Here is a 26,527-nt window from a genome sequence, read left to right as displayed (position 1 = left end):
CCGCCGCCTACAGACCCGCGCGGGGCGGCAACCCCGCCGCCGCACGCGCGGTGCACGCGGCGCACTCCCCGAAGACGTCGACCACGTGGTTCGCCCGCGTGAACCCGTGCTCGGCGGCGACGCGGTGCGCCCACTCCTCGACCTCGTCGGCCTCGATCTCCACGGTCGTCCCGCACACCCGGCAGATGAGGTGGTGGTGGTGCGTGCCCGGCGTGCAGGCGCGGTAGAGCGACTCGCCGTCCTGCTGGAGCGAGTCCGCTGCGCCGTCCGTCGCGAGGTCCGCGAGGGCCCGGTAGACGGTCGCGAGGCCGATCGGCGAACCCTCGTCGCGGAGGTGCGCGTGCAGGGCCTGCGCACTGACGAACCCCTCGGTGGAGCCGAGCGCCTCCCGGACGGCCTCGCGCTGCCAGGTGTTCCGCTTCTTGCCACCCGCTGCGGGCTGCGCGACTGCGTTCATGCGACGACCTCCTCGGGGTGTTCGGCGTGCTGCTGTCGGTGGGCGATGCGGTCGCGACCGCGGGCCTCCCGGCGGGACCCGACGATCCGGCACACGACCCAGATGAGGAACGAGATCGTGGTGACGTACGGGCTGATCGGGAGACCGCCGCCGAGCGCGAGCAGGATACCGCCGACGACGCTCGTGACCGCGAACGCCATCGACAGGACCGGTACGAGCACCGGGTTCACGGTGAGCCGGAGCGCCGCGGCGGCCGGGGTGACGAGCAACGACAGGACCAGCAGCGCACCGACGATCTGCACGGAGACGGCGGTCGCGAGTCCGAGGACGAGCATGAACACGATGGCCAGGGACCGGATCGGGATCCCCGCGGCCGCGGCGACGTCGGGGTCGACGCTCGCGAACATCAGGGGACGCCACACGACGATCAGCGTCACGACGACGATCGCGGACACGACGAGCAGGAACCCGAGCTGCGGGTTGTCCACCGACACGATCTGGCCGGTGAGCAGTCCGAACTTGTTCGCCGCCCGCCCGCGGTAGAGGGCCAGACAGAGGATGCCGAGCCCGAGCCCGAACGGCATGAGCACCGCGATGATCGAGTTCCGCTCCCGGGCGCGCGACCCGAGCACGCCGATGAGCAGCGCGGCGAGCAGTGAACCGACGAGCGACCCCGTCACGACGTTCACCCCGAGGAGCAGCGCGGCCGACGCGCCCGCGAACGACAGCTCGCTGATCCCGTGCACGGCGAACGGCATGTTCCGGGTGATCACGAACGGCCCGATCAGTCCGCCGACGATCCCGAGGACGGCACCCGCGATGATCGAGTTCTTGACGAGGGCGACGAGTTCCGGGAAGTCCTGGAACGAGAAGATCGTCGACAACAGGTGCTGTGTGTCCATCAGCGCACCAGCTCGTCGTCGCCGTGCGGGTGGTGGTCGGTGTGGTGGTCGTGCGCATGGTGGTCGTGCGCGCCGATCTCGCCCAACGGGTCCGCAGCACCGACGATGACGATCCGGCCCATCGTCCGGACGACGTCCACCGGGGTCCCGTAGAGGTCGGAGAGGACGTCCGCTCGGAGGACCTCGTCCGGGCTGCCGATCCGGAACCGACCACCGGCGATGTAGAGGACACGGTCGACGACGTCGAGGATGGGGTTGACGTCGTGGGTGACGAAGAGGACCGCCGCGTTCCGCAGTCGACGTTGCCGGTCGATGAGCTGCGTGACCTCGCGCTGGTGCCGCAGGTCGAGCGAGATGAGCGGCTCGTCGCAGAGCAGGAGCGCCGGGTCCGCGGCGATCGCCTGCCCCACCCGGGCGCGCTGCTGCTCCCCACCGGACAGCTCGGCGACCGGGGCGTCGGCGAACGTGGCGGCCCCGACCTCCGCGACGAGCTCGTCGATGCGGGCGCGCTCCGCGGGTCGCTCGCGTCGGATGCCCCAGCGGTGCCCGGTCACGCCGAGCGCGATCATGTCGCGGGTCCGCATCGGGGTCCCGGACTCCATGAGCCGTTGCTGCGGGATGTACCCGATGCGCCGGTGCCCCCGGGTGACCGGCTTGCCGAGGAACGACATCCGGCCGCTCGTCAGCTCCTGCTGCCCGAGGACCGTGCGGAGCAGACTCGTCTTGCCCGCCCCGTTCGGCCCGAGCACGGCGACGAACTCGCCCGGGGCGACGTCGAGGTCGAGGCCGTGCCAGAGCTCGCGGGAGCCGTAGGCGAGTCCGGCGTCCCGGAGTGCGAGCACGGCGTCGCCGCCGCCCCCGGTGGGGGCAGCGGCGGACGTCGTACCGGGTACCGTGGCGGTCACTTGGCCAGCGCCGCCGACACCGCGTCGATGTTGCCCTGCTGCCACGAGATGTAGTCCTTGCCCTTCGGGAGCGTCTCGGTCACACCGACCACCGGGACGTCGCCGGTCTGGGCGGCCTTCTTGACCTGTTCCGTCTCGGGGCTCGAGGTCTGCTCGTTGTAGGCGAGGAGCTTGACCCGGTCGCTGCCGGAGAACAGGGCCAGTGTCGCGCTGAGCGCCGACGGCGGGACATCGTCGCCCTCCTCGATCGCCTCGGAGAACGCCGGCGGGGTCACGTTGTCGAGACCGATCGCGTCGAAGAGGTACCCCGGCACCGGCTCGGTGTACGAGACCCGGTCGCCCTTGTACTTGCTCGCCAGCGCGGCGGTCTCGGACTCGAGCTTCTGCAGCTGGGTCGTGAGCTTCTCGGCGTTCGCGGCGAACGTGCCGCCGTCGGCGGTGTCGCGCTGCGTGAGCTCCGCCTGGACCCGGGACACGAACTTCACCATCGTCGGGTAGCTGTAGAACACGTGCTCGTTGAAGTCCGCGCCGCCGGACTTGTCGAGTCCGGACAACGTGACGACGTTCAGCAGGTCGGCCTTGGACCCGGTCGACTTCATCAGGGTGTCGATGTAGGTGTCGTAGCCTCCGCCGTTCTCGATGACGATGTCCGCCTTCGACACGGCGAGCTGCGTCCTGGCGTCGGCCTCGAACGAGTGCGGGTCCTGCGACGGGTCGTCGAGGATGCTGGTGACGTCGACGTGGCTGCCGCCGATGGAGGAGACGATGCCGCCGTAGACGTTCGTGGACGCGACGACCTTGATGGTGCCGCCGGCGCTGTCGGACGACGAGCCGGACGCCGAACCGGACGCGGACGACGTCGCACAGCCGGAGAGGACCAGGGCGGCCGCACCCACGATGAGCGGGACGGCGAGGAGGGAGCGGGTTCGCATGGGTCGACCGTAGCGCTTGTTGATAATGATTGTCAAAACCGCGACGGCAGGATCATGGTGGCGGGAGGTCCGTGCTGGTCACGCGCCGGTCCTGACGATCCTCGCGACGCCGATCTTGGAGTCCGCCATGCCGTAGAACACGTACTGCACGCCGTCGATCTCCTCGATCGCCGTCGGGAACACCACGTTCGGGACGATGCCCGACTGCTCGTCCTCGGTGTCGGCGGACAGCAGCGGCTCCGACGTCCGGGACAGGACCTCCCACGGGCGCTCCGCGTCGAGGATCATCGCCCCCGCCGCGTAGTTCACGTTCTGCTGCTGGGCGAGCGACCCGACGAGCTCGCCGGTCACGCCGTGGTGCAGGAGCAGCCAGCCCTCCGGGACCCGGATCGGTGCCGGTCCCGCCCCGATCTTCAGCTCCTCGAACGGCATCTCCGGCCCGGCGAGGACCCGGTGTCCGCGCCACTCGGCGAGCGCCCCGACGTCCTCGCGGACCCGGTCGAGGTGCACGAACGAGATCCAGATCGACGGCCGCGTGTCCTCGACCCACGACGGCGCGTGCACGCCTTCGCCGGCCCGGATCTCGGACAGGTCCCACCCCGGGCGCTGCAGCACCGCGATGCTCAGGGCGCCGTCCGGCCCGACCACGGGCTCGGGGAGGAACACGCAGTCCTTGTTGAAGTACATCCCGAGGTCGACGTCGAGGGCGTCGTCGTACCCGAACCGGACCGGTCCGAGCCGGCGCCAGTCGCGCAGGTCCTCGGACACGGCCACGGCCGTGTGCGGTCCGAGCGGCCCGTAGGCGACGTACGTCATCACGTGGATACCGAGTGCCGGGAGGAACGTGGTGCGCGGGTCCTCGACGCCCGCGTTCTGCGCGCCCACCTCCCACGTCCGCTCCGGCTCGAGCACGATGCCCTGTCGCTCGACGCCGACCGGCACGCCGTCCGCGACGACGACACGAGCGATGCCGATCCGTGAGACGTTCCCGGTCGCGACGAGCCGCGGGAGCAGGTACAGCTCGCCGTCCGGTCCGCGCCCGCTGCCGGGGTTGAGCACCCCCTCGGCCTCGAGGGGATCGTCGGCGAGCGGGGTCATGAGCAGGCCGACCCGCTCGAGTGCGTACGGGAAGTCGGCGGCGGCGATCGCGTCAGTCATGGTGGTCCTCTCGGTAGCAGTACATCTCGCGGCTCCCCCGGGGTGCGTCCCATCCCTGCGCGAACACGCGGTCGCCGTCCCAGCGGAGCAGTCCGCCCCACGCGAGGGAACCGCCCGGGTGGAGCGCGAGCTGGGCGAACGGGGCGTCGAGGTCGTAGAGCGCCTGTGCGGCGGCGAAGTCCCCGGCGGGGTCCTGGTGGAAGAAGTCGAGCACGAGTCGGTCGCCGTCGACGACCGCGCACGCGACCTCGTACAGCTGCGGCCCGAGCGCCGACATGTCGAGGTAGTCCTCGGCGGTGAACGTCCAGTGCACCATGTCGTCGGAGTGCCCGACGGTGAGCTGCCCGCCGCACCCCTCGGACACGTACATGAGGTACTCGCCGCCGATCCGGACTGCTTCCCCGCGGTCGTTCCGGGGGATGACGGCGCCCTTCGCCCAGAGCCCGGACACGTCGTACGGCACGACCTGCCCGAGCTTCTCCCAGTGCACGAGGTCGTCGGACACCGCGAGGTTGATGTCGCACCCGACCTCGCCGTCCAGGTGCTCGGCGGACGGGTACTGCGCGCGCTCCGGAGTCCCCGTGGTGTCCCAGATCCCGTTGTAGAACAGGAACCAGCGCCCCTCGGCCCGGTAGAGCTTCGGGTCCTCGACCCCGAGCGACTCGTTGCGGAGCGTCGGCCAGAGGATCGGACCGCCGTCGTCGACCCAGCCGTCCGCGGTCAGGACCGCGTGCCCGATCCGCGACGACGTGCTCTCCTTGCGCGGGGCGGCGCGGTAGACCAGGTGCAACGCGTGTCGTGCCTCCAGGCCGTGTCCGACGGTCTCGATGCCCAGCGTGGGGTTGAAGACGGATTCGGCCGTCCACCCGATCCCGGTGGGGTCCGCCCAGTCGGCCGGCTGCGTGAAGGTGAGTGACGGATCGCGCCGGAACGGCCCGATCATCCACGCGGGCGGGTCGTCGTAGACGGCGGAGAAGTCGTCCGTCGAGATCCGGTCCGTCAGTGCGTTCTCGTGGCGGAGTGCCCGTTCGTGGTCGGCGACGAGCTGCGCACGGTCGAGCTGCTGCGGTTCGGCGGTCACCCCTTGACCCCCGATCCCACATCGGTCGCGATGAAGTACCGCTGGAACACGATGAAGAGCACGACGACCGGTGCCGCCAGGACCACCGCCCCGGCGAGGATGGCCCCGAACGGGTTGGCGGTCGACTGTGCGATGTTCGAGATGTAGTTCGCGAGCGACACCGCGAGCGGCTGCATCGAGGCCTCCTTCGTGATGAGGAACGGCCAGAGGAAGTCGTTCCACGGTCCGATGAAGGTCACGAGCACCACGGTGACGAGCGCCGGGCGGACGAGCGGCAGGGCGATGCGGCGGAGCACGGTGAACTCCCCGGCGCCGTCGATCCGTGCTGCGTCGAAGATCTCCTGCGGCACCTGCAGGAAGTACTGCCGGAAGACGATCACCGCCGTCGAGTTGATCGCGAACGGCAGGATCATGCCGAGGTAGTTGTCGGCGAGCCCGTAGTCGCGCGCGATCAGGACGTAGAGCGGGATCATCAGCAGCTGGAACGGGATGACCTGCACCAGGAGCGCCAGTGCGAACGTGACGCCCCGGCCCTTCCACTGCAGGACGGCCAGGGCGTACCCGGCGAGCACCCCGAACACGACCGTGCAGATGAGCACACCGCCCGTGTAGATCCCGGAGTTCAGCAGGCCCTGCCACAGGTTCACACGCGCGTTGATCTCGGTGTAGTTGTGCCCGGTGATGTTCGAGGGGTTCGGGAACGCGCCGGCGATCGTGGTGTCGGGAGCGTTCTGGAGCGACCCGACGATCATGTACCAGAACGGGAACAGGAACACGACGGCGCCGATGAGCAGGACCACGAAGCGGAGCGCGGCCTGACCGCGGCTCAGTTGGATGCCGTCCATGCGGCGTTGCCGCTTGCTGCGCGGCCGGGAGGCACGGCCCCGGTCGTCCCCGCCGGCCCCCGCTCCGGGGACCGGCACGCCCGCCGCGCCCGCGGCGCCGGTTGCTGTCTGGCTCATCGTTCTCTCCCTCCGGCGAAGCGGTTCTGCAGGAACGCGATGACCAGGACGCCGATGACGAGGACGATCCCGATCGCGGACGCGTACCCCGGGTGGTTCTGCTCGATGCCCTGCTGGTACATCACGAGCACGGGTGACGATGATGCACCGTTCGGACCCCCGCCTCCGGTCAACAGGTACGGCTCTGTGAACAAGTTCGCCCCGATGACGGTGCTGAGGAGGAGGACCAGCACGGTCGCCGGGCGGACCCCGGGGACGGTCACGGAGAAGAACGACCGGACCTTGCCCGCCCCGTCCGTCGCCGCCGCCTCGTACAGCTCCTTCGGCACGTTCTGCAGCGCCGCCAGGTACAGCAGGATGTAGAAGCCGAGCTGCTTCCACGTGACGAACAGCGCGACGATCGGCATCGCCCAGTGCTCGTTGACGAGCCAGCCCGGGTTCGGCGCGAGCTGACCGAGGAGCTTCGACACGAGTCCGGTCTGGTTGAACAGGAACAGCCAGACGCCGACGACGGCGACGGACGCCGTGACGTAGGGCACGTAGTAGCTGACCCGGAAGAACGTCGACCAGCGGACGACGCTGTTCAGTGCGGCGGCGAGGACGAGGGACAGCACCACGGTGAGCGGCACGTTGATGATCAGGAACTCGCCGACGTTGACGAACGACTGCCGGACCTGCGGGTCCTCGAACGCCTGGACGTAGTTCTGCATGCCGATGAACGGGCGGTCGACGCTCGCTCCTGGTGCGGAGAAGAAGTAGTCGTGGAAGGACATGTACACCGCGAGGATCAGCGGGTACGCGAAGATCACCAGCACGAACACCAGGTACGGCGCGCTGAAGAGCCAGCCGAGGGGGTTCCTGCCGAAGACCCGGAAGCGCCAGGGGCGCCGGAGCTGACGGTGGTCGCCGGCGGGTGCGGCGGCCGGAGCGGTTGCCGTTGCGGTCATGGTCGGTCCTCCCTCACTTCTGGACGGCGAGTTGGCTGGTCTTCGCGGCGGCCGCCGCGAGCTGCGGGTCGAGCGAACCGTCTCCGGAGATCACGGCCTTCGTGTAGAAGTTCCGGAACGCCTGGAGCACCGCCGTCGAGTTCGGCCCGGTCGGGTCGTCGACGGTCCGCGCGGCCTGGGCGCCGAACTCCTGGTACGACGGGTTCTTCGCGAAGTAGTCCGCATACGTCGACGCGAGGTCCTTGCGGATCGGCATCTGTCCCGTGGTCTGGAGCAGCGCCTTGTCCTCGGCGGGGCTCGTCGCGTACTTCAGGACGTCCCACGCGGTGCCCTGGTTCTTGCAGGACGCGTACATGGCGGCGTTCTTGGCGTCCGGGAACGTCCACGTCCTGCTCGCCGCGGTGCCGTCCTTCGTCGGGACGGGGACGACCCCCCAGTCGACAGCGCCCTTGTAGCTGGCGACCGCCCACGGGCCGACCATCGCCATCGCGGCCTGCCCGGTCGCGAACGCGTCGCCCTGGAGCTGGTCCTTGCCGGCGTAGCCCCGCGCGTAGACCGTCTTCCAGAAGTTCGCGACGTCCTTGCCGGCTGCGTCGTCGAACGTGGCCTTCTGGTCCTTGTCCAAGAGCCCGGTCCCACCGGTCTCGGCGGCGTAGAGCGGCAGGAAGTCGAAGTTGGGCTGGAAGAACTCGCTCGTCGCCGCCGGGTAGATGGCGTACGGCGCGGCCTTCGCGGCCTTGATCTTCGCGGCGGCGGCCAGGAAGTCGGCGTACGTGCTGAGCTTCGGGTCGGTGGTGCTGAGGCCCGCCTTCGCGAAGACCTTCTTGTTGTAGAACATCATCACGGGGTTCGACTTCCAGGGCATCTGGTAGTAGTCACCGCCCGGCGACTCGTACTGGTCGGCGGTCTTCCCCGAACGGGCCTCGATGTAGGCGTCCGCACCGGGGAACTTCGACAGGTCGACGAGTCCGCCCTGCTTCTGGAACTGCCCGGTGGCCGCGGGGAGGTTGTTGAAGACCAGACACGGGGTGGTGCCGGCGGTGATCGCAGCACCGATGACCTCCTCCGTGCTCTTGCCGGCGGGGACCTCCTGGGCCGTGATCGGCTCGTCGGGATGGTCCTTGTTCCACGAGGCGACCATCGCCTTGCCCCAGGTGACCTCCTGGGCGTTGTTCGAGTACCAGATCGTGATCGGACCGTGCTTGGTCCGTGCCTCGGGTCCGGCCACCGTGGTGCCGGTGGCGCAGCCGGAGACGGTCAGTGCGAGGGCCGCCGCGAGGGCGGTGCCGATGGCGAGCATGCGACGGCGCATGTGACTCCTTCGTCGGGTGGTGCGGTGTTCCTGTGCAGCGCGCACCGCGCGGGGTCTGCTACCGGGTGGGCGCGCCGGTCGACTCGCGGACGATGAGTCCGGCGGGTGTCAGGGCACGGTCGACGGGTGTGGTGCCGTCGACGAGGTCGAGCAGCGTGGACGCGACGATGCGTCCCCACTCGGCCGGGTCGTTGTCGAGGGTGGTGAGTGCGGGGTGGACGAGCCGACCGATCTGCGAACCGTCGAGGCCGGTGACCGAGAGGTCGTCCGGGATCCGGAGGCCGCGACGCTGTGCGACGGACATGCCCGCGATCGCCATCGGGTCGTTCCCGTAGACGATCGCGGTCGGCCGTTCGCGCCCCGGTAGGTCGAGGAGCTGCTCGGTCGCCACGGCACCCTGCTCCGGTGAGAAGTCCGTCGGGACCACGATGGTGTCCACGCCCTGGTCGTGGGCGGCGGCGACGAACAGCTCGCGCCGCTCGTGGCCGTGCAGCATCGCGTCGGCGCCGGCCACGTGGGCGATCCGCTCGTGGCCGAGTCCGGCGAGGTAGGCGACGAGTGCGGCGATGCCGCCGGCGTAGTCGCGGCGGACGGCGGGGAACGAGGTCGGGACGTCCGGTTCGCCGAGGGTCACCGCACGGACGCCGAGTGTTGCGACGAGGTCGATCCGTGAGTCCGCGGCGAGGAGGTCCGTGAGGATGAACCCGTCCACTCGGCCGTCCCCGGCGAGCGTCCGGTAGGCGCGTTCCTCGGCGGCGCGATCGCTGACGACGCTCAGCACGAGCACCTGCCCGCGATCGGCGAGCACCGTCTCGAGGCCCGCGATGAACGCCGCGAAGAACGGGTCGATCTCGATGGTCCGGGCGTCGCGGCGCACCACGAGTCCGAGCGCGTAGGCCCGGCGGCTGGTCAGCCCCCGGGCGGCGGGGTTGGGACGCCACCCGATCTCGTCGGCGACCTGCTGGATGCGCTCGCGGGTCGCCGCGTTCACGCCGGGGCGGTCGTTGAGGGCGAGGGAGACGAGGCTCTTGGAGACACCGGCCTCGCGGGCGACGTCGACGATGGTGGGGCGTCGGGTCATCGTTCCCCTCCTCCGCATCGAGCCGTCCGGACATCTAAACCGGTTCAAACGCAGTTCTACCCCACCGTTGCCGGATCCGCAACCGGCCGTCGGACCCGGCAGCACGACGGACGGGAGGCACGGTGCCGCCTGGCACCGTGCCTCCCGTCCGTCACGTGGTCCGGTCGCGGACCTACGCCTTCGTGGCGGACTCCACCGACTCGGCGGAGTCGTCGTCCTCGCGGCCCGGCGTCTTCAGGTTCCACCGTTTGATGACGAAGGAGAAGACGAAGTAGTAGATCGCCGCGTACGCCAGTCCGATCGGGATGAGCCAGATCGCACCCTGCGCCTTGCCGAAGTTGAGGACGTAGTCGATCGCACCCGCCGAGAACGAGAACCCGTCGTGGATGCCGAGGGCGTTCACGAGCGCCAGGGACGTCCCGGTGAGGACCGCGTGCACCACGTAGAGCGGCCAGGCGACGAACATGAAGGAGTACTCGAGGGGCTCGGTGATGCCGGTGACGAAGGACGTCAGTGCGGCCGAGAGCATGATGCCGCCGATGACCTTGCGGTTCTTCGGCTTCGCGTGCCGCCAGATGGCGAGGGCGCCGGCGGGGAGCGCGAACATCATGATCGGGAAGAACCCGGTCATGAACGTGCCTGCCGTCGGGTCGCCCGCGAGGAACCGGTTGACGTCGCCGTGCGCGACGACGCCGTTCGGTCCGGTGAAGCTGCCGAGCTGGAACCACGGGAAGAAGTTGAGCAGCTGGTGCAGGCCGACCGGGATGAGGAGCCGGTTCGCCGTGCCGAACACGCCCCCGCCGAGGACCGGCTGCGCCGCGACCTGCTGGCCGGCCCACGTGAGCGCGATGTCGAAGTAGCGGTAGACGAACGACATGAGCACCGCGATGACGAGCGCCGCGACGGCGGTGAGGATCGGCACGAGACGTCGGCCGGAGAAGAAGCCGAGGAAGTCCGGCATCTTCGTCCGGTGGAACCGCTCCCAGAGGACCGCGGACACGAGCCCCATCACGATGCCGCCGAGGACACCGAAGTTGATCGTCTCGCCCTTCGGCAACACGATCGGCGACATCGCCGCGAAGACCTGGTACATGACCATGTAGCCGACGACGGCTGCGAGCGCGGTGGTGCCGTCGGACTTCTTGGCCCAACCGATCGCGATGCCGACCGCGAACAGCAGCGGCAGCCAGGTGAACACGCCGTTCCCGGCGGCCGAGATGATCGTGGCACCCTTCTCGAACCCGGGGATCGCGCCGAGCAGGTCGGACTGGCCGAGGCGGAGCAGGATCCCCGCAGCCGGCATCACCGCGATGGGCAGGAGCAGGCTCCGACCGAGCCGCTGGGCGTTGGCGAAGAACCGACTCGGCTTCTTCGGGGGCTTCGCAGCCGTGGTGGTGTCCGACGTGACGGCGGTCATCGGTGGTTCCTCTCGTCGTTGGGTGGAGCGCGCACGCGGAGACGTGGGTGCAGGCTTGTAGCCACTAGACCTGATCGGTACTGTCCCAGGAGAGCACCGGTACTGTCCGGTCATGACCAGTCCGTAGTCTCCCCAGACCGGGCACCCATGTCAACCTGCGCGCGCAGGTCGAAACGAGGAGGAAACATGTCGAAGGCAGAGGACATCATCGCCGGACTCGGCGGGGCCACGAACATCGAAGAGGTCGAGGGGTGCATCACGCGCATCCGCACCGAGGTGTCCGATCCGTCGCTCGTCGACCAGGCCGCGCTCAAGAAGGCCGGCGCGATCGCCGTCGTCGCGATCGGCACGGGCATCCAGGTCATCGTCGGACCGGAGGCCGACAACCTCGCGCAGGACATGCAGGACCTCATGGACGACGACGCATGACGGACGTCCTCACGCCGTTCGCCGGCCCGGTCGTCGCCCTGGCGGACGTCCCGGACCCGGTGTTCGCGGGCCAGCTCGTCGGCGCGGGCGTCGCGCTCGACCCGTCCGGCGCGCACGAGGCGGTGACGGCGGTCGCCCCCGTCGCCGGGACGATCATCAAGCTGCACCCGCACGCGTTCGCGCTCCAGGGTGCCGCGGGCACCGACGTCCTCGTGCACGTCGGGATCGACACCGTCACGATGCAGGGTGCGGGGTTCACGCTCCTCGCCGCCGAGGGCGACACGGTCGAGGCCGGGACCCCCGTCGTCCGCTTCGAGCCCGCCACCATCATCGCCGCCGGCCACTCCCCCGTCTGCCCCGTCGTGGTGCTCGGCTCCGCGCCCGACTCGGTCCCCCAGGACACGGTCGGCAGCACGGTCGCGGCGGGCCAGGTGCTCTTCCGCGTCTAGGCCGCCGCCCGCACGGGACACTGTCCCGCGCGGCGGTTCCGTGTGCGGGGTGCGTGCCGTCCGCATGCGGTACGGGAGGCGCGGATCCCGTGCGCGCGACGGCACGCGCTCAGGACGCGCGTACCTCCATCTGCACGCGGTACCGATCGCTGCGGTACCAGCTGCGGGTGTGCTCGACGGCAGTGGTCTCGGAGAAGGAGACCCGGTCGAACACGAGCACCGGCGACCCCGTGCGGGTCCCGAGGAGCGTCGCGACGTCGTCCGTCGCGGGGTCGGCGGCCACGGTCTGCTGTGCACGGACGATCGGCGTGCCGTACTCCCCCGCGGCGAGCGAGTAGATCGAGCCGCTGAGGTCGTGGTCGAGGAGGCCGGGCATCGCGGACCGGACGAACCAGGCGTCGTCGATCGACACCGGGACGCCGTCCGCGAGCCGGAGCCGCTTGACGTGGAACGCGGAGTCGCCGTCGGCCAGGCGGAGCGCGGCGATCGTGTCCGCGGGCGGGACGGCCTCCTCGCGCACGAGGACGACCGTCGCCGGGACGTGCCCGAGGGCCCGCATCTCCTCGGTGAAGCTCGCGAGGTGCAGCGTCGACTGGACCGGACGGTGGGCGACGAACGTGCCCTTGCCGCGCACGCGGGTCAGGTAGCCCTCGTTCACCAGCTGTCCGAGGGCCTGCCGGACGGTGATCCGGCTCACGCCGTACGCCTGGATGAGCTGCCGTTCGGACGGGATCGCCGCGCCGGGCTGCAGCTCCGCCGTGGCGAGCTCGAGCAGGATCAGGCGGAGCTGTTCGTGCTTCGGCACGGCTCCCTCGGTGATGCGCTGCGGCATCGCGACCGGCCTCCTCGTCCACTGTGCAGGAATCGAACTGGTCCTGTGCGGACATGACCAGTTGTTCCCAGAGTAGCCGGGAGGCCGGTCGGCTCCAATGCCCCAGACCGGGTGGTTCCTGCGGATCAGACCAGGGCGGTGAACGACGCGTCGCGGACGAGGAGCGTCTCGCCGGACCCGTCGACCTGCTGCCCGGCGTCGCTCGAGAGCCCGAGCCGCCACGCGTGCTCCCCGGCCCCCGGTCGACCCGGCAGCGTGAACTCCACCGTCGTGCCGGAGGCGTTGAGGAGCAGCGCGACGGTGTCGGTGCCGTCCGACAGCACGAGCGCGACGGCGAGGTTCCCGCCGTCGGCCCAGTCGTCGTCCTCGAACGGACGTGCGTCGGCGCGGAGCACCTGGACCGTCCCGGCTCCCTGGCCGTCCGGGGCGACCCGGAACCACTCCGGGGTCAGTGCGCTGTGCGCCTTGCGGAACGCGATGGCACGCGTCGTGAACTCGAGCAGGTCGGTGTCCTGCGCGGCCCAGTCGAACCAGGAGATCTCGTCGTCCTGGCAGTAGGCGTTGTTGTTCCCGCCCTGGGAGCGCGCGATCTCGTCGCCGCCGAGGATCATCGGGACGCCCGTTGAGAGCAGGAGCGTGCCGAGGAAGTTGCGACGCTGACGGTCGCGGTACTCGTTGACGCCCTCGTCGTCGGTCGGGCCCTCGACTCCGCCGTTGAACGACTTGTTGTCGCTCTCGCCGTCGTTGTTGTCCTCGCCGTTGGCGTCGTTGTGCTTCTCCGAGTAGCTCGTCAGGTCGGCGAGCGTGAAACCGTCGTGCGCGGTGACGAAGTCGATGCTGCAGAGCGGCGAGCGGCGGTCGCCCTCGTAGACGTCCGGGCTGCCGAGGACGCGCTGCACGGTGTCGCCGAGCGTGCCCTCCTCGCCGCCCCAGAACGAGCGGACGTCGTCGCGGAACTTGCCGTTCCACTCCGACCAGTCCGCCGGGAACCCGCCGACCTGGTAGCCGGCCGTGTCCCACGGCTCGGCGATCATCTTGACGTTCCGGAGCACCGGGTCCTGGTGGATGATGTCCAGGAACGCGGAGTGCTTCTCCGCCTCGCCGTCCTGGCGGGTCAGCGTCGTCGCCAGGTCGAAGCGGAACCCGTCGACGTGCATCTCCTCGACCCAGTAGCGGAGCGAGTCCATGATGAGCGCGAGTGCTGCCGGGTGCGACACGTTGAGGCTGTTGCCGGTGCCGGTGGTGTCGAAGTAGCTGTCCTCCTCGCCCTCGACCAGGCGGTAGTACGAGGCGTTGTCGATGCCCTTGAAGGAGAGCGTCGGGCCCATGTGGTTGCCCTCGGCCGTGTGGTTGTAGACGACGTCCATGATGACCTCGAGGCCCGCGGCGTGCAGCGCCTTGACCATCGTCTTGAACTCCTGGACCTGTGCGCCCGGGATGCTCGCGTACTCGTTGTGCGGGGCGAGGAAGCCGATCGAGTTGTAGCCCCAGTAGTTCCGGAGGCCCTTGTCGGCGAGGGTGGAGTCCTGCACGAACTGGTGGGTGGGGAGCAGCTCGACCGCGGTGACGCCGAGGTCGGTGAGGTGCTTGATCGCGGCGGGGTCGGCGAGCCCGGCGTACGTGCCGCGGATCGCCTCGGGCACGTCCGGGTGCTGCTTGGTGAAGCCCTTGACGTGGGTCTCGTAGACGATGGTCTCGGACAACGGCGTCCGCGGGGCGGCGTCGTCGCCCCAGTCGAAGTCGCGGTCGCTGACGACGCACTTCGGCATCGCACTCGCCGAGTCGGTCTCGTCGATCTGGCTCGGGGCCTCCATGTCGTGGCCGAAGAGCGCCTGCCCCCACTCGTAGTCGCCGTCGATCTGGGTCGCGTAGGGGTCGAGCAGGAGCTTCGCGGCGTTGTGCCGCAGGCCGTTGGCCGGGTCCCACGGGCCGTGGACGCGCAGGCCGTAGCGGGTGCCGACGGCGACGTCCGGGACGATCCCGTGGAACACGTACCCGGTCCGGTCCGTCAGTTCCGTCCGGTGCTCCGTGCCGTCCTCGTCGAAGCGGCAGAACTCGATGCGGTCGGCGGTCGCGGAGAAGACGGCGACGTTCGCGCCCCCGTCGACGAGCGTGACACCGAGCGGGTGTCGCGAAGAAGTGGTCATCCACTCATCCAATACGACCGGTGGTGGTCGCGCCTGGGAGCGTCGTCCCCCGTCGACGTCGCGGAACTGGCCGCTGCCTCCGAGCGCCCGCCGCGGACGGCGTACGGTCCTGGTCATGTCTGATGCCGAGCGGGACCAGCCGGGCGAACCGGACGATGCGCATTTGCGCCGTGTCCAGGACGAGGCCGCGCGTCTCGGCCTCGCCGTCATCGGCGAGGCGACGGCGATGTCCTCCGGGGACGCCTCGATGGTCGAGGCGAGCGAGGCGAACCTCCGTGAGGCCGTGGACACGCTCGTGGACCAGCCCCTGACCGAACGGCAGTCCGAGGTGTTCGAGACGCTCGGGGCGATGGGCGGCAGCATCACGGCCGGGCTCGGCTCGGCGCTCGCCCACGAGCAGGGTCGTGCGCCGGAGGACGTCCTGAGCGGCGCCGCGGCGAGCATCGTGTGGTCGCAGCGACTCGCGAGCGGCGAGCTCACCGACCGCCACGACGACGAGCGCTGACCGCCCTTGCGGTGACGCGCAGATCGACGCCGACCCGAGCGGCGCCGCGGACAAACGTCGCGACGAGGCATATGTTCCGGAGAGTCACTCACTTGTCGGGACCCGCCCGACGACCGGGGTGCCGATGTCGAGGGAGCAACCCATGTCCAACCAGTACGAACCCCCGGTGGCAGGCCAGTCCGGCGCAGGCCCCGACGCACGTGGTGGCGGTGTCCGGAACGGCATGGCGATCGCCGCGATGGTGCTCGGCATCATCGGCATCGTCCTCGCGTTCCTCAGCCCGATCATCGGGCTCATCCTCGGCATCATCGCCGTGGTGCTCGGCGTCGTCGCGCGACGTCGGGGCGAGGCGGTCCCCGGTCGCGGCCGTGGCCTGATCATCACCGGCATCGTCCTCGGAGCGCTCGCGATCGTCGTCGCGATCGTGAACTTCATCCTGGCCGCGGTGATCATCTCGCACTCCTGAGCGCGCTCGCATCCCGGCGGCGACCGGTCAGGTCGCCGCCGGGACCGGCTCAGTCGAGCAGGAGCGCGGGCTCCTCGAGCACGGACGCGACGTCGGCGACGAACCGGCTCGCGACGTCGCCGTCCACCACGCGGTGGTCGAAGCTCGCCCCGATCGTGGTCACCATGCGCGACCGGACCTCACCGTCGACCACCCACGGCTTCGGTTTGATCGTCCCCATCGCGACGATCCCGACCTCACCGGGGTTGAGGATCGGCGTTCCCGTGTCCATCCCGAACACGCCGATGTTCGTGATCGTCACCGTGCCCCTCGCCATGTCCTCCGGCGTCGTCCGGCCGTCGCGCGCGGTGAGCGTCAGCTGCTCGAGGGCCTGCGCCAGCTCGAACAGCGACATGTCCTGCGCGTTCTTGACGTTCGGCACGATGAGTCCGCGCGGGGTCGCCGCGGCGATGCCGAGGTTCACGAAGTGGTGCACGATGATCTCGGCGTCGGTCCACGTCGAGTTCACGGTCGGGTTCCGGCGGACCGCCCAGATGACCGCCTTGGCCATCACGAGCAGCGGCGACACCTTGACCCCGGCGAACGTCGGCGACTGCTTCAGCCGTGCGACGAACTCCATCGCGCGGGTCGCGTCGACGTCGACGAACAGGCTGACGTGCGGCGCGGTGAACGCACTCGTCGTCATCGCGGTCGCGATGGCCTTGCGGACGCCCTTGACCGGGATGCGCTCCTCGCGCGTCTCGCCCCACTCCGGCGTCTCGATGTTCCGGAAGAGGCTCGCCTGCGTCGCATGCCGGATGACGTCGTCCCGGGTGACCTCGCCCGCGAGCCCGGTGGCCTGCACGGACGCGAGGTCGACGTCGAGGTCCTTCGCGAGCTTCCGGATCGGCGGCTTCGCTACGATCGGCAGCGCCGACGCCGCAGGCACGCTCGACGGACGTCGTGCGGCGTCCTGCTCCTCCGAGGCCCGACGGGAGGCACGGCTCGCGTCGAGCGCGACGGCGGCGGCCCGGCGGGCGCCCGGCTTGCGGCGCGACGTGGCGCCGGTCGGCGACCCGTACCCGACGAGGTTCGCGCCGGACGTCTCGGTCGACGCGGGGGCGGCAGCTGCCGGGGCAGCGGGTGCGGGTGCTGCGTCCGCGGGTGCCGCGTCGGCCGGGTCGGGGACCGTCTGCGCGACGCTCGCCGACGTCGCGACCGGCGCCGCGCCTCCCGGCTGGTCCTGCGGCACGTCGGCGGAGTCGACACGGATGATCGGGACGCCGACCTCCACCGTCGAGCCCTCGTCCACGAGCAGGTGCGTGACGGTCCCGGCGAACGGCGACGGCAGCTCGACGAGCGACTTCGCGGTCTCGATCTCGACGATCACCTGGTCGACCTCGATGACGTCCCCGAGCGCGACACGCCACTGGACGATCTCGGCCTCGGTGAGGCCCTCTCCCACGTCGGGGAGCGGGAATTCTGCGACGGACATCCGGTTCCTTGCGTCTCGTGCCCGGGAGCCGTGCGGTCCCGGGTGGTGCGGTCGTGTCCCCGGCGGCGGTGCGTCGCCGGGAGCGGTGTGCGGTGCGGGTCCGCTCAGTACGCCAGCGCGCGGTCGACGGCCTCGAGCACGCGGTCGGCGTCCGGCAGGTGGAGGTGCTCGAGCTTCGAGACCGGGAACGGGATGTCGAACCCGGAGACGCGGATCGGCGGGGCCTGGAGCGTGAAGAAGGTCTTCTCGGCGATCGTCGCGGCGATCTCGCTGCCGAGGCTCACGAACTGCGAGGCCTCCTGGGCGATGACGACCCGGCCGGTCTTCCGCGCGGACACCAGGACGGGCTCCCAGTCGATCGGCGACAGGGAGCGGAGGTCGAGGACCTCGAGGCTCGTCCCCTCGTTCGCGGCGAGCGCGGCCGCGTCGAGGAGGGTCGAGACCATCGCGCCGTGGCCGATCACGGTGACGTCGGTGCCCTCCCGCGCGACCCTCGTCGTGTGCAGCGGGACCCGACCGTCGGCGAGGTCGACCTCGCCCTTCGGCCAGTAGCGGCTCTTCGGCTCGAAGAAGACCACCGGGTCGTCCGAGCGGATCGCGTCCTGCAGCATCCAGTACGCGTCGTTCGGGGTGCTCGGGCTCACCACGCGGAGGCCCGGCGTGTGCGCGAAGTACGCCTCGGGGCTCTCCTGGTGGTGCTCGATGGCGCCGATGTGGCCGCCGTACGGGATCCGGACGACGACGGGCAGCGACATGTGGGCCGGGAGACGGTTCGCCATCTTCGCGAGCTGCGAGGTGATCTGGTCGAACCCGGGCCACACGAAGCCGTCGAACTGGATCTCGACCACCGGACGGTACCCGCGGAGCGCGAGGCCGATGGCGGTGCCGATGATCCCGGACTCGGCGAGGGGGGTGTCCATCACCCGGTCGGTGCCGAACCGCTGCTGGAGCCCCTCGGTGATCCGGAAGACCCCGCCGAGCGTGCCGATGTCCTCGCCCATGAGCAGGACCTTCGGGTCGTCCTCCATCGCCCGGGCGAGCCCCGCGTTCAGGGCCTTCGCCATCGCGAGCGTCTGCACCGGCTCGCCCGCCGGCAGGGACCCGGCGCCCTCGTGCGCGCGGAGGGTGTAGTCGAAGAGCTGATCGACGTCGGTCGCCGTCGTGTCGGTCATCGGGTCGATCCCTTCGCTGCGGTGCCGTCCGCGGCCGAGGAGTCCCCGTATGACTCCTCGTAGGCACGGATCCAGGCGCGCTGTTCGTCGATGAGCGGGTGGGGCTCGCGGTACACGTGGTCGAACATCGCCTCGGCGTCGGGGCCGACGAGCCCGACGATCCCGCGACGTGCGTCCGCGGCGACGTCGTCGGCCTCCTGGTCGATCGCGGTCAGCCACGACTCGTCGACGCCGCGGGCGCGCAGGTGCTTCTCCGACCGGGCGATCGGGTCCCGGGCGACCCAGCCGGCCAGCTCGTCCTCGCCGCGGTACTTCGTCGGGTCGTCGGAGCTCGTGTGCGCGCCGATGCGGTACGTGTCGGCCTCGATGAACCGGGGGCCACCGCCGCTCCGAGCGGCCTCCGTCGCGGCGAGCGACACCGCGTAGGACGCCAGGACGTCGTTGCCGTCGACGTGGATGCTCGGGATGCCGAAGCCCCTGGCACGCTCGAACAGCGGGGTCCGCGACTGCACCGTCACGGGCACCGAGATGGCCCAGTGGTTGTTCTGCAGGAAGAACACGACCGGAGCCTGGTTGCTCGCCGCGAACACGTACGCCTCGTTGACGTCGCCCTGGCTCGTCGCGCCGTCGCCGTAGTAGACGATCGAGCAGGCGTCGACCGCGGGGTCGCCCGTGCCGACGACGCCGTCGAGCTTCTGCCCCATGGCGTACCCGGTGGCGTGCAGCGCCTGCGAGCCGATCACGAGCGTGTAGATGTGCGTGTTCCCGCGCTCGTCCGGGTCCCAACCGCCGTGCTTGTTGCCGCGGAAGACCTGGAGGATCTCGAGCGGCTCGACCCCGCGGGTGAGCGCGACGGCGTGCTCGCGGTAGGACGGGAAGACGTGGTCCTGCTCCCGGAGCGCATGGGCGGAGCCGACCTGCGCGGCCTCCTGTCCGTGGCTCGGCGCCCAGAGGCCGAGCTGCCCCTGTCGCTGCAGGTTCGACGCCGCGTGGTCGAACCGCCGCGTCACCACCATGTCGCGGTGGAGCGCGAGCAGTTGGTCGTCGGAGAGCGCACGCGCCACGGCGGCGAACTCGGCGTTGGCGTCGTCCTCGACGAACCGCCCGTCGGCGTCGAGCAGGCGGATCGGGGTCGTCGCGGTCTCCGCGGCGCTGAATGGCATGCCGACCAACCTAGCCGCCCCTACCGGACCGACTGTGTGAGGCCGCCGACAAGGTCGGCCGCGGTGCGGAGGAGCCTGTCCACAGCCTCGGCCTCGCCGATCGAGATCCGGATGCCCTCCGGGTCGAACGCGCGGACGACGATCCCGGCCCGGGCGAAGGCCTCCGCCGCGTGCGCAGTGTGCTCGCCCGTCGGCAGCCAGACGAAGTTCCCCTGCGCCACCGGGACGCCCCAGCCCTGGTCGACGAGCGACTGCCGCACCCGGTCGCGGAGCTCGACGATGCGGTCGACGCGTTCGAGCAGCTCCGACTCGCGCTCGAGGCTCGCGATCGCCGCGGCCTGCGCCTGCGCGGTGACGGACAGCGGGATCGCGGTCGACCGGACGGCGTCGAGGACGTATGCCGGTCCGAGCGCGTAGCCGACGCGGAGACCCGCGAGCCCGTACGCCTTCGAGAAGGTCCGCAAGACGACGAGGTTCGGGTACCGCTCGAGCAGCCCCGGCCCGCGCACGGCGTCCGGGTCGGTGACGAACTCCGCGTAGGCCTCGTCGAGCACGACGAGCAGGTCGCTCCGCACCGTGTCCATGAACGCGACGAACTCGCGCTCGCCCACGACCGTGCCGGTGGGGTTGTTCGGCGAGCAGACGATCACCATGCGGGTCCGGTCCGTGACCGCGGCCGCCATGGCGTCGAGGTCGTGACCGCCGTCGGGCCGGTTCGGCACCTGGACGCTCGTCGCGCCGGCCACGGTGACGAGCCCCGGGTACGCCTCGAACGAGCGCCACGCGTACACGACCTCGTCGCCGGGCGCGGACGACGCCTTCGCCAGCTCGTGCAGGATCGCGACGCTGCCGGAGGCGACGTGCACCTCGTCGACCGTCAGTCCGGACCGGTCGGCGAGCGCGCTGCGCAGGGACGTGGCCGAGGCGTCCGGGTAGCGGTTGAAGGCGGTCTCGGCCTGGACGGCGTCGACGACGCCCGGGAGCGGTGCGAACGGGTTCTCGTTGCTCGAGAGCTTGAAGGCGTCCGCGGCGGCCTGGCGGCCCTGGCGGTAGGCCGGGAGCGCGGCGATCTCGGGCCGGAGGCGTACGGGAGCGGTCACGGGGTCAGCCTACCGACCGGGTCGGCACGGCACCGGGCGGCGATCGGCCTCGGGCGGGCATCAGCATCGGACGGCATCATGGTCCGCATGCGCTTCCTCATCCGCCTCGTCATCAACGCCGTCGCACTCTGGCTCACGACGCTCATCGTCAGCGGGGTGCACGTCGTCGCGTTCGGCGACCGGACGGTCGTCCCGACGGTCCTCACGTTCCTGCTCGTCGCGTTCGTCTTCGGGCTCGTGAACGGGGTCATCGGCACGATCATCCGGGTCGTCGCGTTCCCGATCTACATCCTGACGCTCGGGCTGATCTCGTTCGTCGTGAACGGGATCCTGCTGCTCATCGTCGACGGCATCTCGGACGCGATCGGCTTCGGGCTCCACGTCGACAGCTTCGGCTGGGCGGTCGTCGGGGCGATCGTCCTGGCGATCTTCGCCTGGATGATCGGCCTCGTGCTGCGGCCGGTCACGAACCGCGGTCGCGCCTGACCTGCAGACGGCCTGACCCGCAGACGGTCTGACCCCGCAGACGGCCCGACCCGCAGACGGCCTGACCCCGCGACCTCCTGGCCGACGCCCGGACTGGAGGCGCGGTGCCGGGCTGGTGCCGCGCCTCCCGTCCGTCAGCCGGTCACGCCCGTCGCCACGCGCTCGGGCAGCGTGATCGGCTGCGGGGCGTTCGTCCGGAGCGACGCGGTCGCCGCCTCGGCGATCGCCTGCGCGCGGAGACCGTCGCGGAGCGTCGGCCCGACCGGGTGACGCCCGTCCAGCGCCCCGACGAAGTGGTCGAGGGCCGCGGCGTACGTCGGCTGCACCCGCTCGAACCAGCCGGCGTGGAACGGGCTCCCGACGAGTCCCGCGGCGCCGTACCGCACGACGTTCGCGGACTGCTGCCGTCGGGACTCCACCAGGCCGGTCGAGCCCATCGCCTCGATGCGCTCGTCGTAGCCGTACCCGGTCCGCCGCACGCTGTCGATCTGCACGAGGGCGCCGTTCGCGAGCTTCAGGGTGACGACCGAGGTGTCGACGTCGCCGTGCTCGACGAGCCGTGGCTCGGCGAGCGCCGACCCGGCCGCGTAGACCTCGACGGGTGTGGTGTCGCCGGTCCCGGCCTCGGCGATCCAGCACGCGAGGTCGAAGAAGTGCACGGTCTGGTCGCGCATCTGCCCGCCGGAGACGGCGATGTACGTCAGCGGCGGGACACTCGGGCCGCGGTTCGTCAGCTGCAGCAGCTCGACGTCGCCGACACCGCCCTCCAGGACGACCTGCCGGAGTGCCGCGTGGTCGCGGTCGAACCGCCGGTTGAAGTCGACCATCGCCGTGATGCCCGCGGCCTCGACGTGCGCGACCGTGCTGGTCGCCGCCGCGAGGTCGAGGTCGATCGGCTTCTCGCACAGCACCGCGAGTCCCGCGTCGGCCGCCCGGCGCAGGTGTTCCGCGTGCGTGTCCGTGCTGCTCGCGACGTACACCGCGTCGACCTCGTCCGGGTCGAACGCGTCCGCGAGGTCCGTCGTCGCCCGTGCACCGTGCGCCCCGGCGAGCGCCCCGGCGCGGTCGGCGTCGATGTCGACCACGAGTCGGAGGTCCACGTCGGGATGGGCGGCGAGGTTCGCGGCGTGCACCGCGCCGATGAAGCCGGCGCCGATCAGGGCGAAACGGTGGGGCATGGACGGGGACTCCTTCGGGACCGGGGAGGCAAGCATGTCAGGACATGATGGTCGATCACAACGGGTGTCGCGTTGGTTGCCGTCCTGCGCCATGATGTTCAGATGCCACTGGACGCCGACGCCACCGTGTCGTCGCCGTTCCGTATCTCATTCGTGTGCAGCGGGAACATCTGCCGGTCCCCGATGGCCGAGGTCGTGTTCCGCAAGGTCGTCGAGGACGCCGGGGTCGCGAACCGGTTCCACATCGAGTCCGGCGGGACCGGCGACTGGCACGTCGGGGAGCCGGCCGACGAGCGCACGATCGCAGCCCTCGCCGCGCGCGGATACGATGGCAGCAGGCATCGCGCCCGTCAGTTCGACCCGGACCGGTTCCCGGAGCTCGACCTGGTGGTCGCACTCGACCGCTCCCACGAACGCGTCCTGCGATCGTGGGCACCCACGATGGACGACGCCGCCAAGGTGACGCTCATGCTGCGGTACGACGCCGCCTGGCCACAGCACGCCGACGTCCCCGATCCGTACTACGCGGACCGGCGGGAGTTCGACCGGGTGCTCGCGACCATCGAGCGCGCGTCCGAGGCCCTCTTCCACCAGATCGAGCCGGCAGTCCGTCAGGGAGCCTCATGACACCTCTTCCCCCGCAGCCGATCAGCCCGCTCGACGGGCGGTACTTCCCGGTCGTGCACACGGTGGGAGAGCACCTCTCCGAGGCCGGGCTGAACCGCGCCCGCGTCAAGGTCGAGGTGGAGTGGTTGGTGTTCCTCACCGACCACGCGATGTTCACGACGTCGCCGTTGTCGATCGACCAGAAGGCCGCCCTCCGCGCGGTCGTCGACGACTTCGGGCAGCCGGCGATCGACGAGCTGGCCCGGCTCGAGGCCACGACCCGGCACGACGTCAAGGCGGTCGAGTACTACGTCCGCGCCCGGCTGTCGGAGCACGGTCTCGACAGCATCGCCGAGCTGACGCACTTCGCCTGCACGAGCGAGGACATCAACAACCTCGCGTACGCGATCACCGTGCGCGACACGGTGGCCGACGTCTGGCTGCCGGCGCTCCGCAGCGTGGTCGACCGGATCGCCGAGCAGGCCGTCGCGCTCCGCGCCGTCCCGATGCTCTCCCACACGCACGGTCAGCCCGCGACGCCGACGACGCTCGGCAAGGAGCTCGCCGTCGTGGTCCACCGGCTCGAACGGGTCGTCGCGCAGGTCGAGGACAGCGAGTACCTCGGCAAGTTCTCCGGCGCCACGGGGACGTTCTCGGCGCACCTCGCCGCGGACCCGGAGGCCGACTGGCCGGCGCTCTCCCGGGAGTTCGTCGAGTCGCTCGGGCTCACGTGGAACCCGCTGACGACGCAGATCGAGTCGCACGACTGGCAGGCGGAGCTCTACGACCGCGTCCGGCACGCGAACCGGATCCTGCACAACCTCGCGACCGACGTGTGGACCTACATCTCGATGGGGTACTTCACGCAGATCCCGCAGGCCGGTGCGACCGGGTCGTCGACCATGCCGCACAAGATCAACCCGATCCGGTTCGAGAACGCCGAGGCGAACCTCGAGATCTCGTCGGCGCTGTTCTCGACCCTGTCCGAGACCCTCGTCACGAGCCGGCTGCAGCGGGACCTGACCGACTCGACCACGCAGCGGAACATCGGCGTGGCGTTCGCGCACTCGCTCCTCGCGCTCGACAACCTGCGCCGCGGACTCGGCGAGGTCTCGGTGAACGAGACGCGGCTGGCCGAGGACCTCGACGGCAACTGGGAGGTGCTCGGCGAAGCGATCCAGACGGTGATCCGCGCCGAGGTCACCGCCGGCCAGTCCGACATCGAGGACCCCTACGCGATGCTCAAGGAGCTCACCCGGGGCAAGCGGGTCGGACGGGCGGACCTCGCCGCGTTCGTGAACGGGCTCGACATCTCCGACGGGGCGAAGGCGCGACTGACGAACCTGACCCCGGGCACGTACACGGGGCTCGCGGACGAGCTCGTCGGCTACCTCGACGCGTAGGCGCGGGACGGTCCCGGCCGGCCCCTCCCGGCCGTCAGGCGGTCACCGCGGACGCCTCGGCGACCAACGCGTCGAGCACCGTGCGCACTGCGGGCCGGACGGCCCGGTCCGGACGCACCAGCGCCTCGATCCGTCGGCCGGCCCGGACGTCGCCGAGGACCGCGAGGTGGAACCGTCCGGCCGCACGCGTCCGCGAGGTGTACCGCGGCAGCAGCGCGATCCCGTGCCCGGCGGCGACGAGGTTCTCGAGCAGGGCGAGGTGGATCGTCCGGAACACCACCTCCGGGACCACGTCGGTCCGGGCTGCCATGGCGGCGAGTGCCCGGTCGATCGGGTAGTCGACCGGGACGCCGAGCCAGGGGTCCCCGATGACCTCGTCCACCCCGACGCGCTCCCGACCGACGAGCGGGTGCCCGAGCGGCAGCGCCACGTCGAGCGGTTCCCGGAGGAGCGGGACCGTGGTCAGCGCCTCGCGGTCCGCCGGTGGCACGCCGTCCGAACGGTGCCCGATCACGACGTCGTGGTCGGCGGCGAGCGGGGCGAACGACGCCTCGGAGACGTCCTCGTCCGCGACGACGACCTCGATCCCCGGGTGTGCCCGCATCCGGGTGAGGAACCCGGGCAGGAGCAGTTCCGCCGCCGAGGGGAACACCGCGACGTCGACCGTCCCGCGCACCCCCGCCCGGTAGGTGTCCCAGGCGGCCTCGGCCTCGGCGATCGCGGTCGCCACCCCGACGGCCGTCCGGGCGAGTGCGTGTCCGGCCCCGGTGAGCCGGACCCCGCGACCGACCCGTTCGACGAGCGCGACCCCGACCTGCCGCTGGAGGGTCTGCAACTGCTGCGACACCGCGCTCGGGGTGCGGTGCGTGGCGGCAGCGACGGCGGTGACGCTCCCCCGGTCGGCGAGCTCGCGGAGCACCGGGAGCAGGGTGACGTCGAAGGCCCCGTTCATGCAGGAACACTACAAGGACCGTTCACGAATGTTCGCTGGTGCTGCAGCGTGACGCACGGGATGCTCGGGACATGGCTCCCCGCGACCGTCTCCTCGCCGCCCTCGTCGCCGTGGTCTGGGGCATCAACTTCCCGGCGACCGCGATCGCACTCGAGCACTTCCCGCCGTTCCTGCTCGCGGCCGTGCGGTTCTCGCTGCTCGCGATCCCGACGGTGCTGCTCGTGCCCCGACCCCGGATCCCGTTCGGCCGCCTCGTGCTCGTCGGGGTCGGCCTCGGCATCCTGCAGTTCGGCTTCCTCTACCTCGGCATCGTCGCGGGCATGCCGTCCGGCCTCGCGTCACTGGTGCTCCAGGCGAGCGCACCGTTCACCGTCCTGCTCGCCGGTGTGTGGCTGCGCGAGCGGCTGACGCTCCGGCAGGGCATCGGCATCGCGGTCGCGGTGCTCGGCCTCGCGGCGATCGCGGTGCACCGGTCCCAGGCCGCGGCGCTGCTCCCGGTCGTCCTGACGCTCTGCGGCGCACTCGGCTGGGCGCTCGGGAACGTGGCCACCCGTCGCGCCCAGGCGCCGAACCCGTTCCACCTGACGCTCTGGTGGTCGATCGTGCCGCCGATCCCGATGTTCGTCGCATCGCTCGTGTTCGAGGGCCCGGCGCGCATCGGCACCGCCCTCGGCACGGTGGCCACGGCGGCAGCGCTCCCCGCGGACCTCGGACTGCTCTACATCGTCGTGCTCGCGTCGCTCGTCGGCTACGGCATCTGGACGAACCTGCTGTCGCGCTACCCGTCGAGCACCGTCGCGCCGTTCTCGATGCTGGTGCCGGTCGTCGGCGTGCTCGCGTCGTGGCTCGCGTTCGGCGAGGTGCCGGACGTCGTGGAGGTGCTCGCCGGGCTGGTCGTCGTCGGCGGGGTGCTCGTGGCGAGCCTCTCGCGACGCGGGGTGCGCACGGAACCGGTCCCGGGCCTCCAGGCCGTGTCGTCCGCACCCCCGGCGGTCCCGGACCGGGTCTGAC

At 70.9% G+C, this 26,527-nt stretch carries 27 protein-coding genes; 8 read left to right on the top strand and 19 right to left on the bottom strand.

Annotated elements, in window-relative coordinates; all coding sequences use genetic code 11:
- Positions 1–7: 7 nt before the first annotated feature.
- The 11 genes from ACO0E0_RS00290 to ACO0E0_RS00240 form a co-directional block, all read right to left on the bottom strand.
- Entirely contained in the window at positions 8–457 is a 450-nt protein-coding gene (locus ACO0E0_RS00290; protein WP_422869298.1) for a Fur family transcriptional regulator, read from the bottom strand.
- Positions 454–1,359 (bottom strand): metal ABC transporter permease, encoded by a 906-nt coding sequence (locus ACO0E0_RS00285; protein WP_422869296.1) that lies wholly within the window; start codon positions 1,357–1,359, stop codon positions 454–456. The genes ACO0E0_RS00290 and ACO0E0_RS00285 overlap by 4 nt, the downstream gene beginning before the upstream one ends.
- Positions 1,359–2,264 carry a metal ABC transporter ATP-binding protein gene (locus ACO0E0_RS00280; RefSeq protein WP_422869294.1) on the bottom strand — a complete coding sequence of 302 codons (906 nt, stop codon included), beginning with the start codon at positions 2,262–2,264 and terminating at the stop codon, positions 1,359–1,361. Before ACO0E0_RS00280 ends, ACO0E0_RS00285 begins: the two co-directional genes overlap by 1 nt.
- Complete coding sequence (locus tag ACO0E0_RS00275) at positions 2,261–3,196, bottom strand: metal ABC transporter solute-binding protein, Zn/Mn family (RefSeq protein WP_422869292.1); 936 nt, start codon at positions 3,194–3,196, stop codon at positions 2,261–2,263. Before ACO0E0_RS00275 ends, ACO0E0_RS00280 begins: the two co-directional genes overlap by 4 nt.
- A 78-nt stretch (positions 3,197–3,274) precedes the next feature.
- On the bottom strand, positions 3,275–4,354 hold the full coding sequence (locus ACO0E0_RS00270) for a glycoside hydrolase family 130 protein (protein ID WP_422869291.1): 1,080 nt from the start codon (positions 4,352–4,354) through the stop codon (positions 3,275–3,277).
- Positions 4,347–5,435, bottom strand: a complete 1,089-nt coding sequence (locus tag ACO0E0_RS00265; protein ID WP_422869289.1) for a glycoside hydrolase family 130 protein — start codon at positions 5,433–5,435, stop codon at positions 4,347–4,349. The genes ACO0E0_RS00270 and ACO0E0_RS00265 overlap by 8 nt, the downstream gene beginning before the upstream one ends.
- Positions 5,432–6,280: a carbohydrate ABC transporter permease gene (locus tag ACO0E0_RS00260; RefSeq protein ID WP_422869925.1), complete on the bottom strand. Its 849-nt coding sequence runs from the start codon at positions 6,278–6,280 to the stop codon at positions 5,432–5,434. Before ACO0E0_RS00260 ends, ACO0E0_RS00265 begins: the two co-directional genes overlap by 4 nt.
- Before the next feature lie 113 nt (positions 6,281–6,393).
- Entirely contained in the window at positions 6,394–7,344 is a 951-nt protein-coding gene (locus ACO0E0_RS00255; RefSeq protein ID WP_422869288.1) for a carbohydrate ABC transporter permease, read from the bottom strand.
- Between the two features lie 13 nt (positions 7,345–7,357).
- Positions 7,358–8,656 (bottom strand): extracellular solute-binding protein, encoded by a 1,299-nt coding sequence (locus ACO0E0_RS00250; protein WP_422869286.1) that lies wholly within the window; start codon positions 8,654–8,656, stop codon positions 7,358–7,360.
- A gap of 58 nt (positions 8,657–8,714) precedes the next feature.
- Positions 8,715–9,737 (bottom strand): LacI family DNA-binding transcriptional regulator, encoded by a 1,023-nt coding sequence (locus ACO0E0_RS00245; protein WP_422869284.1) that lies wholly within the window; start codon positions 9,735–9,737, stop codon positions 8,715–8,717.
- Positions 9,738–9,909: 172 nt separating this feature from the next.
- The gene (locus ACO0E0_RS00240; protein ID WP_422869282.1) at positions 9,910–11,154 is read right to left on the bottom strand and encodes a PTS transporter subunit EIIC; all 1,245 of its coding nucleotides are present in this window, start codon (positions 11,152–11,154) and stop codon (positions 9,910–9,912) included.
- Between the two features lie 186 nt (positions 11,155–11,340).
- On the opposite strand from ACO0E0_RS00240, the gene ACO0E0_RS00235 reads away from it, so the two are divergent.
- Both ACO0E0_RS00235 and ACO0E0_RS00230 read left to right on the top strand, forming a co-directional pair.
- Complete coding sequence (locus ACO0E0_RS00235; RefSeq protein ID WP_422869281.1) at positions 11,341–11,583, top strand: PTS sugar transporter subunit IIB; 243 nt, start codon at positions 11,341–11,343, stop codon at positions 11,581–11,583.
- Complete coding sequence (locus ACO0E0_RS00230) at positions 11,580–12,032, top strand: PTS sugar transporter subunit IIA (RefSeq protein ID WP_422869279.1); 453 nt, start codon at positions 11,580–11,582, stop codon at positions 12,030–12,032. The genes ACO0E0_RS00235 and ACO0E0_RS00230 overlap by 4 nt, the downstream gene beginning before the upstream one ends.
- A 109-nt stretch (positions 12,033–12,141) precedes the next feature.
- Here the strand turns inward: ACO0E0_RS00230 and ACO0E0_RS00225 are convergent, their stop codons facing one another.
- Together ACO0E0_RS00225 and glgX are read right to left on the bottom strand one after the other, a co-directional pair.
- A complete protein-coding gene (locus ACO0E0_RS00225; protein WP_422869277.1) occupies positions 12,142–12,864 on the bottom strand; it encodes a GntR family transcriptional regulator in 723 nt (240 codons plus the stop codon).
- Positions 12,865–12,989: 125 nt separating this feature from the next.
- Positions 12,990–15,011: a glycogen debranching protein GlgX gene (gene glgX, locus ACO0E0_RS00220; protein ID WP_422869275.1), complete on the bottom strand. Its 2,022-nt coding sequence runs from the start codon at positions 15,009–15,011 to the stop codon at positions 12,990–12,992.
- Positions 15,012–15,126: 115 nt separating this feature from the next.
- Here glgX and ACO0E0_RS00215 point away from each other — a divergent pair, with 115 nt between their 5' ends.
- Together ACO0E0_RS00215 and ACO0E0_RS00210 are read left to right on the top strand one after the other, a co-directional pair.
- Positions 15,127–15,516: a hypothetical protein gene (locus ACO0E0_RS00215; RefSeq protein ID WP_422869273.1), complete on the top strand. Its 390-nt coding sequence runs from the start codon at positions 15,127–15,129 to the stop codon at positions 15,514–15,516.
- Between the two features lie 142 nt (positions 15,517–15,658).
- Entirely contained in the window at positions 15,659–15,982 is a 324-nt protein-coding gene (locus ACO0E0_RS00210) for a DUF4190 domain-containing protein (protein ID WP_422869271.1), read from the top strand.
- A 49-nt stretch (positions 15,983–16,031) separates the two neighbouring features.
- Here the strand turns inward: ACO0E0_RS00210 and ACO0E0_RS00205 are convergent, their stop codons facing one another.
- The 4 genes from ACO0E0_RS00205 to ACO0E0_RS00190 all read right to left on the bottom strand — a co-directional run bounded on the left by ACO0E0_RS00205 (position 16,032) and on the right by ACO0E0_RS00190 (position 20,891).
- Entirely contained in the window at positions 16,032–17,456 is a 1,425-nt protein-coding gene (locus ACO0E0_RS00205) for a dihydrolipoamide acetyltransferase family protein (protein WP_422869269.1), read from the bottom strand.
- A 104-nt stretch (positions 17,457–17,560) separates the two neighbouring features.
- Entirely contained in the window at positions 17,561–18,520 is a 960-nt protein-coding gene (locus tag ACO0E0_RS00200) for an alpha-ketoacid dehydrogenase subunit beta (protein ID WP_422869924.1), read from the bottom strand.
- 104 nt (positions 18,521–18,624) lie between these two features.
- A complete protein-coding gene (locus ACO0E0_RS00195; protein WP_422869267.1) occupies positions 18,625–19,791 on the bottom strand; it encodes a thiamine pyrophosphate-dependent dehydrogenase E1 component subunit alpha in 1,167 nt (388 codons plus the stop codon).
- Between the two features lie 20 nt (positions 19,792–19,811).
- Positions 19,812–20,891 carry a histidinol-phosphate transaminase gene (locus tag ACO0E0_RS00190; RefSeq protein ID WP_422869265.1) on the bottom strand — a complete coding sequence of 360 codons (1,080 nt, stop codon included), beginning with the start codon at positions 20,889–20,891 and terminating at the stop codon, positions 19,812–19,814.
- An 87-nt stretch (positions 20,892–20,978) separates the two neighbouring features.
- Between ACO0E0_RS00190 and ACO0E0_RS00185 the strand changes: the two genes are divergently transcribed.
- Complete coding sequence (locus tag ACO0E0_RS00185) at positions 20,979–21,377, top strand: phage holin family protein (RefSeq protein ID WP_422869264.1); 399 nt, start codon at positions 20,979–20,981, stop codon at positions 21,375–21,377.
- A 134-nt stretch (positions 21,378–21,511) separates the two neighbouring features.
- Here ACO0E0_RS00185 and ACO0E0_RS00180 read toward each other — a convergent pair whose 3' ends face one another.
- A complete protein-coding gene (locus ACO0E0_RS00180; protein WP_422869262.1) occupies positions 21,512–22,555 on the bottom strand; it encodes a Gfo/Idh/MocA family oxidoreductase in 1,044 nt (347 codons plus the stop codon).
- A 102-nt stretch (positions 22,556–22,657) separates the two neighbouring features.
- Between ACO0E0_RS00180 and ACO0E0_RS00175 the strand changes: the two genes are divergently transcribed.
- Positions 22,658–23,182, top strand: coding sequence for a low molecular weight protein-tyrosine-phosphatase (locus tag ACO0E0_RS00175; protein ID WP_422869260.1), 525 nt, complete (start codon positions 22,658–22,660; stop codon positions 23,180–23,182).
- Positions 23,179–24,564, top strand: coding sequence for an adenylosuccinate lyase (gene purB / locus ACO0E0_RS00170; protein WP_422869258.1), 1,386 nt, complete (start codon positions 23,179–23,181; stop codon positions 24,562–24,564). The genes ACO0E0_RS00175 and purB overlap by 4 nt, the downstream gene beginning before the upstream one ends.
- A gap of 34 nt (positions 24,565–24,598) precedes the next feature.
- Here purB and ACO0E0_RS00165 read toward each other — a convergent pair whose 3' ends face one another.
- Positions 24,599–25,516 (bottom strand): LysR family transcriptional regulator, encoded by a 918-nt coding sequence (locus ACO0E0_RS00165; RefSeq protein ID WP_422869256.1) that lies wholly within the window; start codon positions 25,514–25,516, stop codon positions 24,599–24,601.
- Between the two features lie 71 nt (positions 25,517–25,587).
- Between ACO0E0_RS00165 and ACO0E0_RS00160 the strand changes: the two genes are divergently transcribed.
- Positions 25,588–26,526 carry an EamA family transporter gene (locus ACO0E0_RS00160; protein WP_422869254.1) on the top strand — a complete coding sequence of 313 codons (939 nt, stop codon included), beginning with the start codon at positions 25,588–25,590 and terminating at the stop codon, positions 26,524–26,526.
- Position 26,527 lies beyond the last annotated feature (1 nt).

Origin of the sequence: Curtobacterium phyllosphaerae, from assembly GCF_049341865.1 — a bacterium.
GTDB classification, from domain to species: domain Bacteria; phylum Actinomycetota; class Actinomycetes; order Actinomycetales; family Microbacteriaceae; genus Curtobacterium; species Curtobacterium phyllosphaerae.
This window is presented reverse-complemented; position numbering and strand designations above follow the sequence as displayed.